At 66.6% G+C, this 9,055-nt stretch carries 9 protein-coding genes; 7 read left to right on the plus strand and 2 right to left on the minus strand.

The window, feature by feature from the left end; translation table 11 throughout:
• Positions 1-99: 99 nt before the first annotated feature.
• Positions 100-2,424, plus strand: a complete 2,325-nt coding sequence (locus tag DI276_RS42005) for an immune inhibitor A domain-containing protein (RefSeq protein ID WP_112274470.1) — start codon at positions 100-102, stop codon at positions 2,422-2,424.
• 10 nt (positions 2,425-2,434) lie between these two features.
• Positions 2,435-2,881 carry a nucleoside deaminase gene (locus tag DI276_RS42010; protein WP_112274472.1) on the plus strand — a complete coding sequence of 149 codons (447 nt, stop codon included), beginning with the start codon at positions 2,435-2,437 and terminating at the stop codon, positions 2,879-2,881.
• Between the two features lies 1 nt (position 2,882).
• Here DI276_RS42010 and DI276_RS42015 read toward each other — a convergent pair whose 3' ends face one another.
• Positions 2,883-3,302, minus strand: a complete 420-nt coding sequence (locus tag DI276_RS42015) for a RidA family protein (protein WP_112274474.1) — start codon at positions 3,300-3,302, stop codon at positions 2,883-2,885.
• Positions 3,303-3,493: 191 nt separating this feature from the next.
• Here DI276_RS42015 and DI276_RS42020 point away from each other — a divergent pair, with 191 nt between their 5' ends.
• From DI276_RS42020 to DI276_RS42035, 4 genes are all read left to right on the plus strand, one after another.
• Complete coding sequence (locus DI276_RS42020; RefSeq protein ID WP_112274476.1) at positions 3,494-4,354, plus strand: hypothetical protein; 861 nt, start codon at positions 3,494-3,496, stop codon at positions 4,352-4,354.
• A gap of 162 nt (positions 4,355-4,516) precedes the next feature.
• Positions 4,517-5,773, plus strand: coding sequence for a vanadium-dependent haloperoxidase (locus DI276_RS42025; RefSeq protein ID WP_198681247.1), 1,257 nt, complete (start codon positions 4,517-4,519; stop codon positions 5,771-5,773).
• A 217-nt stretch (positions 5,774-5,990) separates the two neighbouring features.
• On the plus strand, positions 5,991-6,926 hold the full coding sequence (locus DI276_RS42030) for a CPBP family intramembrane glutamic endopeptidase (protein WP_112274481.1): 936 nt from the start codon (positions 5,991-5,993) through the stop codon (positions 6,924-6,926).
• Between the two features lie 79 nt (positions 6,927-7,005).
• Positions 7,006-7,644, plus strand: a complete 639-nt coding sequence (locus DI276_RS42035; protein ID WP_112274483.1) for a hypothetical protein — start codon at positions 7,006-7,008, stop codon at positions 7,642-7,644.
• A gap of 11 nt (positions 7,645-7,655) precedes the next feature.
• Here the strand turns inward: DI276_RS42035 and DI276_RS42040 are convergent, their stop codons facing one another.
• Positions 7,656-8,321 carry an NIPSNAP family protein gene (locus DI276_RS42040; protein ID WP_112274485.1) on the minus strand — a complete coding sequence of 222 codons (666 nt, stop codon included), beginning with the start codon at positions 8,319-8,321 and terminating at the stop codon, positions 7,656-7,658.
• A 155-nt stretch (positions 8,322-8,476) separates the two neighbouring features.
• Here DI276_RS42040 and DI276_RS42045 point away from each other — a divergent pair, with 155 nt between their 5' ends.
• Positions 8,477-8,953 (plus strand): SDR family NAD(P)-dependent oxidoreductase, encoded by a 477-nt coding sequence (locus DI276_RS42045; protein ID WP_112274488.1) that lies wholly within the window; start codon positions 8,477-8,479, stop codon positions 8,951-8,953.
• The last annotated feature ends 102 nt before the right edge of the window (positions 8,954-9,055 follow it).

Here is a 9,055-nt window from a genome sequence, read left to right on the forward strand (position 1 = left end):
CGTCCGCGCACACCCAGCCGTGCTGACAACCGACTTTCGGACGTGTCGAGCGATCGTGCGGCTACGTAGCGTGCCCTGCGGATCGAGAGGGGAACAACCGTGCGAAGACTGTTGGCGGGAGCGGCAGCGCTCACGCTCGTCACGGCAGGCCTGGTCACCCCGGCCACTGCAACACCGCCCGCGCAACCAGAGAAGCAGGAGACGCGGCAGTCCGACGAACAGCCCCACGAGCTGGAGCTGAAGCGCCGCGCGTTGAAGCAGCAGGCGCTCGCGGACGTGCTGACCGGCGAGGCGACGACGGAGCAGCGCGGCACCAGCACCGTCGCGAAGGTCGGCAAGAAGCAGCAGAAGGACCAGTACGTCGAGCTCAAGCGGGAGAAGACCGACAAGATCTTCGTGATCCTGACGGAGTTCGGCAACGAGCGGCACCCCGACTACCCGGACCGCGACACGAACCCGAACACGCCGGGACCGCAGCGGTTCGACGGGCCGTTGCACAACCAGATCCCCGAGCCGAACCGGGCCGTGGACAACACGACGATCTGGCGTCCCGACTTCAGCCGGCAGTACTTCCAGGACCTGTACTTCTCGCGCAAGAAGGACGCGAACTCCGTCGCGAACTTCTACGACAAGCAGTCGAGCGGCAGGTACACCGTCAGCGGCACCGTCACGGACTGGGTGAAGGTCCGCTACAACGAGGCCCGCTACGGCCGCAGCAACGGTTACCCGTGCGGGGACAACATCTGCAACAACTCGCGTGAGCTCATCAAGGACGCCGTCACGCAGTGGGTCGCGGACCAGCAGGCCGCCGGCAAGACCACCGAGCAGATCAAGGCCGCGCTCGCGCAGTACGACGAGTGGGACCGCTACGACTACGACGCCGACGGCGACTTCAACGAGGCCGACGGCTACATCGACCACTTCCAGATCGTCCACGCGGGCGGTGACCAGGCCGACGGCGACCCGTGGCAGGGCGAGGACGCGGTGTGGAGCCACCGCGGTTACGCGTTCAAGAACTACGCGACCGGCCCCGGCACGAACAAGCTCGGCGGCGCGCAGATCGGTGACACCGGCATCTGGGTCGGCGACTACACCGTGCAGCCCGAGAACGGCGGCGTGAGCGTGTTCGCGCACGAGTTCGGCCACGACCTCGGCCTGCCCGACCACTACGACACCAACGGCGGCTCGAACGGCGTCAACTGGTGGTCGGTCATGGCCCAGAGCCGCGCCGGCGGCCTCGGCGAGGTGCCGGGTGAGCGCGCCAACGAGTTCTCCGCGTGGGACAAGCTGCAGCTCGGCTGGCTCGACTACGAGGTCGCGGTCGCCGGTCAGGAACGCGTCTTCGAGCTCGGCCCGCACGAGTACAACACCGCCAAGGCCCAGGGCCTCGTCGTGGTGCTGCCGGACATCTCCAAGTCGTTCGACTACGGCGCCCCGTTCGCGGGCGACAAGATGTGGTGGAGCGAGAAGGGCAACGACCTCGACCACTCCATGACGGTCCCGCTCGACCTGCGCGGCAAGACCTCCGCGTCGCTCACGATGAAGGCCCGTTACGACATCGAGGTGGACTACGACTACCTCTACGTCGAAGCGTCCAATGAGGACGGAAGCTGGACGCAGCTCGACGGCGTCGCGAACGGTCAGCCCTTCCAGCGCGACTCGGCCGACGCGCCCGCGTTGAGCGCGTCCTCCGGCGGGCAGTGGGTCGACCTGACCGTGCCGCTCGACGCCTACGCGGGCAAGAACACGAAGCTGCGGCTGGCCTACCGGACCGACGGCGCCCTTGCGCTGCAAGGCTTCTTCGCCGACTCGATCACCGTGACCGCCGACGGCGCGCCGGTGCTGACGGACGGCGGCGAGACGACGGGCTTGTGGTCCACACGCGGGTTCCGCACGACCGGCGGCAAGGAGACCAAGACGTTCGACCAGTTCTACATCGCGTCGAACCGCACCTACGAGTCGTACGGCAAGTACAACAAGACCGGTCCGTACCGCTACAGCTTCCCGGACAAGCCCGACTTCGTGGAGCACTTCCCGTACCAGGACGGTCTGCTGGTCTCGCTCTGGAACACCTCGTTCCTCGACAACAACGTCAGCGAGCACCCCGGCGAAGGCCTGATCCTGCCGATCGACGCCAACCCGGCGCCGATCTACAACCTCGAGGGCCAGCGCTGGTCGACCTCCGTCGGCGGCTACGACGCGCCGTTCGGGCTGCAGAAGTCGGACTCCTTCACGTTGCACGTCAACGGCAAGGCGTCCTACATCCGCGGTGCGGCGGCCCAGCCGGTCTTCGACGACACCAAGCAGTTCTGGTTCGCCGAGCAGCCTCAGGCGGGCGTGAAGCTCCCAGCGGTCGGTGTCGGCCTGCAGGTGCTGCGCCAGTCCGGCACGTCGATGACGGTGAAGTTGTTCAAGACGAAGTAGCTTTGTCCGCATGACTTCTTCTGAAGACATGCTCGCCGTCGCCGTCGAAGAGGCGCGGATGGGACTCGCCGAGGGCGGAATCCCCATCGGCGCGGCGCTCTTCGACGGCGACGGCCGTCTGCTGGGCCGGGGCCACAACCGCCGCGTGCAGGACGGCGACGCCTCCATGCACGCGGAAACCTCGGCCTTCCGCAACGCCGGCCGCCAGCGCAGCTACCGCGGCACCACCATGGTCACCACCCTGTCGCCGTGCTGGTACTGCAGCGGCCTGGTCCGCCAGTTCGGCATCTCGAACGTGCTGATCGGCGAGGCCACGACGTTCTACGGCGGCCACGACTGGCTCGCTGAGCACGGCGTCGGCATCACGATCGTCGACGATCAGTCGCTGATCGAGCTGATGACGTCGTTCATCGCCGAGCGCCCCGAGCTCTGGTACGAGGACATCGGCCAGGATTAGATCACTGCGGACGAACGAACCTGCTGGGCGGTACCACGGCGATCGGGACGAGCTCGACGAGCAACTCCGGCTGGACCAGCCGCGGCACCTGGATCAGCACACTGGCCGGCGCGGTCTCTGCGGGGAAGTGGCGGGATCGGACTCGCTGGATCACCGGCAGGTCGGCGCGATCGAGGAAGTAGATCGTCATGGACACGATGTCCGAGAGCCTGCCACCGACCTGGTCGAGGACCAGCCGGACGTTGTCGATGGCCTTCTCCAGCTGAACTTCGACGTCCCCGACACCTACGACGTCGCCGTGCTCGTCCCAGGCCACCTGCCCGGTGATGTCGACGACGAACCCTTCTCCGCGGACCACCCCCTGGGAGAAGGCGCGGCCGTTCGGCTGCCACATTCCCGGCGGGTTGAACCTGTAGGTCATGTTGCCTCCCCTGGGCCCATCATGCCGTGAGAATCACGACAGGATCTGCTCATCGGCGTGATCGTGCTCGAGCAAAACTCATCACACCGGCCACGTGCAAGAAATTATCTGGCTGGTCCACTGTTTTATCCTCGTGTTCGCGAACATGTCACTCAGGACAGATCTGACAGACGTTCCGGTAGGATGACCAAGTGACCCAGGACAGCGAGCCTTGCCGCGTCGGAGTCGTCATTCTCCCAGCGCGCAAGATGAACCTCGCCGCGATACAGTTCTTGATCTTGGCGATGAACAAGGAGCAAACGCTCTTCCAGTTCGAGTTCTACAACTTCGGTACTGACACGGACCCTTTGCTCGAACTGCTCGACAGCAGGAAGACCGTTGGCCGTAAACTGACGAAACGGCTGATGCTCGACTTCGTCACCCGGTCGCAGACCAGGATCAGGAAGCGAAGCGACGAGCTGGGGCTGTCCGAGGGGCCACCCGACCGATTTGTGATCGTGAGCCAGTGTCGATTCGACGACAACTTCTACACCGCAAGGAGTGGAGGGGTGTCCGTGATCGCTCTGGGCAACTGGAAACGTTTCATGGCGCCGCCGTCATTCGTCGAGTTCGTCCAGGCACTCCTTGTTCGCGAGGCGATAGCCGCGCTCTGTCCGAGCTTGCGTGGCTCCGTGCACCTCGGCACAAAAGGATGCCTGCTCGACTTCACCGAACACCTGAGCGATGCCCGGCAGAAGGTGCTCCGCGGCTATGTCTGCCACCACTGCAGCTCCCGAATGCAAGAGGACGAACAACCCGCTCTGGCTGACGCTGTCACCCATCTGCTGGACCGCCAATGGCTCGGTCAACCAACAGATCCGCGCACCCCGGCAGGAGTCATGGTCAGCCTGAGATACGACTTGTTCACCGCCAAAGGACGACAGGAAACCCCCAAAGAAGCATTTCTGACCGCACTCCGCCAGGAGGGTGCCAAGCAAATCACCACAGGCATCGGCGCACTCATCCTCGCAGTGCTGTTCTTCTTTCTCGGGCTCAAGACCGGCGGCCGATGAACCCACTCGGCCTCATCTCTGCATGAGCGTGCGTCGCGGCAGCGCGATCGTCGAGGTATCGGTCTGAGGGCGGCATGGCATTGCACCTGCGAGACGCCTGGCGATACGTTGCGCATCGGTGTTGTCGATGCGGTACGGGCATCCCTGGGGTTGACGATGGTCATGACTCGCCGCATGGCGGTTTTCGCGGCTCTCGCACTGATATCTCCGCTCGCACTCGCGCCGCCGGCCGCCGCCGATGCGACCGCGTCACTGAACTCGGTGGTCATCTGGGACATCAACGCGCAGACCGCCATCTGGGACATCGCGCAGCAGGCGCCGCCGCAGGTCGCCGGACGCGGTTTCGCGATGGTCAGCGGCGCGGTCTACGACGCGGTGAACGCAATCGCCGGCGCGCCGTACGAGCCCTACCTCGTCGCACCAAGAGCCAACGGCCGCGAGTCGACGCCCGCCGCCGTGGGCACGGCCGCCTACCGGGTGCTGGACGCGATTTTCCCGGCACAGCAGGAAAGACTGCGCACGCAGTACGACGAGTGGCTCGCCGGCATCCCGGACGGGCCGACCAAGCGCGGCGGTATTCGGGTCGGCGCCCAGGCAGCCGCCGCGATGATCACCGCACGGCGGAACGACGGCGCCTTCGACCCCCGGCCCTGGACCGTCGGCACCGAGCCAGGTCAGTATCGCCCCACTCCGCCGGCCTTCGAGAACTCAGGTGCCTGGGTTGGTTTCTTGAAGCCGTTCGCCATTCCCGACGCGACGATGTTCCGCACCCCTGGGCCGCCGGTGGTCACGAGCCGCGCGTACACCCGCGATTTCGACGAGGTCAAGCGCCTCGGCTCGGCGACGAGCACCGCCCGCACCGCAGACCAGACCGATGCGGCGCTCTGGTGGCACGACCGGCGATCCGTCAGCTGGGGAATGAAACGCGACCTCGCCGTCACCCAGAAACTCAGCGTGCTGGAGACCGCGCGCTTCTACGCGCTCGCCGACCTCACCGGGGCAGACGGCGCGATCGCCTGCGCGAACGACAAGGAGTTCTGGCACTTCTGGCGGCCGATCACCGCCATCCGGTCCGCAGACACCGACGGAAACCCCGCCACCCAGGCCGACCCCGGTTGGACTCCGCTGGTGGTCACCCCGCCGAACCCCGACTACCCCTCCGGACACACCTGCCGCACGGCCGCGCAGATGACGGCGTATGCGCACTTCTTCGGCCGGGACAAGGTCTCCTTCAGTGCGTTCAGCGTCGACAGCGGCACCACGCGACACTTCGACAGCTTCGCGCAGGCGACCGCCGAAGTCGTCGGAGCACGCATCTGGGCCGGCATCCACTTCCGCTCCGCGGACGTCGACGGCACCACACTCGGCGCAGCCGTTGGCAACCACATCACGAAGCGCTACTTCCAGCCACGTCGATGACCCGTCCGTACGGTGCTGGGTGCCGGCCACGCTGACCGGCCCGCCCTTGGACCACGACACTCGTAGCGTCGGTGCCCCCACGTCCGCTTCTCGGCGTGAGATTGCGTTGGACGGCCAGCCATGTACAGCTACGTCCATGGCGGTAGAGCAGACTCCACCATGAAAACGGCCCTTGACTGCACTGACTCCCACAAGATCGATTCCTAGTCTTCCGACCATGACTTCGATCCCCGGTGCGGGCTCCGGCCGCCCCGCTTCCCACCGCTGGCAGACGCTGGTCCAGCGCTTCCCGCTGATCACGTTCTTCACCCTGGCGAACGGCATCAGCTGGCTGGCCTGGGTGCCCTACATCCTGTCGTTGGACGGGTTCGGCGTTCTGCACTTCCGGTACCCGGACCTGTTGATGGGCAACCAGCTCACCGCGATCCTGCCCGGCGCGTACCTCGGCCCGCTGACCGCCGCGTTCACCGTCACCGCCGTCACCGAGGGCCGCGAAGGTCTGCGACGGTGGCGCAAGCGGCTCTTCCAGTTCCGCGCCGGTGTCCTGTGGTACGCGTTCGCTCTGTTCGCCGTGCCCGTGGCGGTTCTGCTCGGCACGCTGGCGGTGACCGACGGCGAAGGCTTCCGGCTGCCCTCGTTGATGGTGCTGGTCGTCTACGTGCCGATGCTGGTGCTCCAGTTCTTCACGACCGGCCTCGCCGAGGAACCCGGTTGGCGCGACTTCGCGCTCAGCCGCCTCCAGCAACGCCACCAGCCGATGATCGCCACGTTCGTCCTCGGCATCCTGTGGATCATCTGGCACCTGCCGCTGTTTCTCACCCCCTGGGGAGGCCCCGATGTCACTCCTGAAACGATCGTCCGCTTCGCCGTCATGGCCATGGAGATGAGCTTCCTGATCACGCTGGTCTACAACAAGGGACGCCAGAGCCTGCCCCTGGTCATGCTGCTGCACTGCTCTATCAACAACTTCCAGACCGTCGCCTTCTCCGAGTTCTTCCCCGATGCCGGCGAAGAACTGCTCTGGGGGCCGGTGCTCGGCCTCGGCGTGCTGAGCCTCATCGTCATCGTCGTCACCAAAGGACGGCTCGGCTACACCGGTGGCGTCGACACGAAGATCCAGCCGGCCGCATCGCTTCGCGGTTCAGCAGCCTGAGCAAGCTGTTGAGCACACCGGACGGCGCTCTCGGGAAAGTCGGGTGTGCCGAGCGCCGAGACCCTGCAACGCTGGCGGCGTGCTGCTGAAGTTGACGGGGTCGAGTTGTTCGGGCAAGTCCACGCTGGCCTTTGCCGTGGCCGACCGGCTCCGCGACGTCGTCGTCCACGATTTCGACGAGGTCGGTGTGCCGCGAGATCCTGACCCCCACTGGCGCCACCGCAACACCGAGCTGTGGGTGCGCCGCGCACTCGAGTACCAGGAACGCGGACTGGACCTGCTGTTGACCGGACAATCCCCACTGGGCGAGGTCCTGGCGGCCCCTTCCGCACCGGAGGTCGACGGGATCGCGCTCTGTCTGGTCGACGTGGACGACGAGATCCGCCGCGCCCGGCTCGCCCACCGCGACTCCGGCCGGTGGGACACCTCGGAGGTCGACGCCTTCCTGGGCTGGGCGGCCTGGCATCGCGGACACGCCCGAGATCCTCGGCACCTCCCCGAGGCCATCACCAACGGCAGCGCCCCGGACATGGTCTGGCACCGTTGGACCGACTGGACCGCCGGCGATCCACGGTGGAGTACCCACATCCTCGACACCACTGACGAGCCCGTCTCCCAGTCTGTCGACAAGATCGAACAGTGGGTGGTCGAACAGCGCGCCGCACACCGATCCGGCCGGCTTCCCCTGGCGCTCGGCTGGGTCGATCAAACAACCTGATCGTCGCCGCCTCAGCGCAGCATCGAGCGGTCGGTGGGGGACAGCCGCAGCCGTTCGACCGTGTCAGGCAGCACACCCCCGGTCAGCTCCACGTGCCGGGCGTGTGCCTGCTCGTCCGGGAAGGAGGCGAGGTGGAGCAGCACGTGCTCGCCGGTGCGCACCGGCAACTGGGGGAAGTTGTTCTCGGCGTACTCGGTCTGCAGCAGCGCGATGGGCGTGCCACCGGCCTCCTTCACCAGAGGAAGCATCGTGCTGTCGAAGAACCGCACCTGGTCGTCGTCCGGAGGTTCGGGCAGGTGGTGGATCGTGGCCACCACCAACGACCCGGCGGGCGTGTCCCGCACGGCCTCGTCGAGGCGGAACGCGGTACCGGGCCCGGTCGGGCGCAGCAGCAGCACGTTGTCCACGGCGATCATGGTGGCGTTGGCGGCGGCGCTGTTCGCCTTCCACGCCGGCCCGGTGTAGAACGAGGTGAGCGCCTCGGCCCGCTTCGGCATGTCCGGGAAACTGCGCATCCAGACGAAGTGGTCCGGCTCGTCAAGATCCCGGAACTGCCCCAGGATCCGCATGCCCTCGGCCTCCTGGCTCTCCACGAACTCGCGATCGAACAGTTCGATCAGCACGTCACGCCGGCCGGGGTGCAGCGTGTACTGCCGAAGTTCGATCACTTCCGTCATGAGCCCGAGCTTAGTTCTCGATCATGGTAGGCACTGGGCGTTCGAATGGTTTCCGGGTGTACGTGCGCCAACGAGGCGGCGGGTGACCTAGGCCGATCCATACCGCCGCATGAAACCTTGCCGGGCGCACCAGCTGGAGCCGTAGGTTGGGGTGCATGGCTTCTGTGCTGATCGCCGGCGCGAACGAAGGCCTGGCCCGCCAGCTGGTCCACGCCGGCCACACGGTGTGGCTGGGCAGTGGCGGACGCGCGGCCGCCGCCGACGTGGGTGCCCGGTTCCTGCCGCTCGACGTCACGTCGGACGAGTCGCTGACGGCCGCCGCTGCCGCTGTCGGCTCCTTGGACGTGCTGGTCAACAACGTGGCCGAGCCGACAGAGCCGACAGAGCCGGCTGAGGCCGTGCGGGAGACGTTCCAGGCCGACCTCACCGGCCTGGTGCGGGTGCTGCAGGCGTTCCTGCCGCTGCTGGAGCGGTCCGCCGCACCGGTCGTGCTGAACGTGAGCAGCCGGTCGGCCCCGCTGTCCGCGGCCGCGGTCAACATGGTCACGGTGGCGTACGCGAAGGCGTATCCGCGGCTGCGAATCGAAGCGGTTCAGCTGGAGGAAGTCGTGCGGGTGGTTCAGGACGAGTAGCGCTCGACTGCCTCGTCCACCGAGCTGAGAATCGTGAACACCGAGTCGAGCCCAGTTGCCTCGATCGGCCGCAACGCCGCTCGCGCCGAAGCCACCACCACG

The organism is Lentzea terrae (assembly GCF_003265345.1).
GTDB classification, from domain to species: domain Bacteria; phylum Actinomycetota; class Actinomycetes; order Mycobacteriales; family Pseudonocardiaceae; genus Lentzea; species Lentzea terrae.

Excerpts from the sequence above, each read along its gene's own strand:
- DI276_RS42045 (WP_112274488.1), top strand. The coding sequence starts at position 8,477 with ATGGCTTCTGTGCTGATCGCCGGCGCGAACGAAGGCCTGGCCCGCCAG.
- DI276_RS42010 (WP_112274472.1), top strand. The coding sequence starts at position 2,435 with ATGACTTCTTCTGAAGACATGCTCGCCGTCGCCGTCGAAGAGGCGCGG.
- DI276_RS42040 (WP_112274485.1), bottom strand. The coding sequence starts at position 8,321 with ATGACGGAAGTGATCGAACTTCGGCAGTACACGCTGCACCCCGGCCGG.
- DI276_RS42015 (WP_112274474.1), bottom strand. The coding sequence starts at position 3,302 with ATGACCTACAGGTTCAACCCGCCGGGAATGTGGCAGCCGAACGGCCGC.
- DI276_RS42030 (WP_112274481.1), top strand. The coding sequence starts at position 5,991 with ATGACTTCGATCCCCGGTGCGGGCTCCGGCCGCCCCGCTTCCCACCGC.
- DI276_RS42025 (WP_198681247.1), top strand. The coding sequence starts at position 4,517 with ATGACTCGCCGCATGGCGGTTTTCGCGGCTCTCGCACTGATATCTCCG.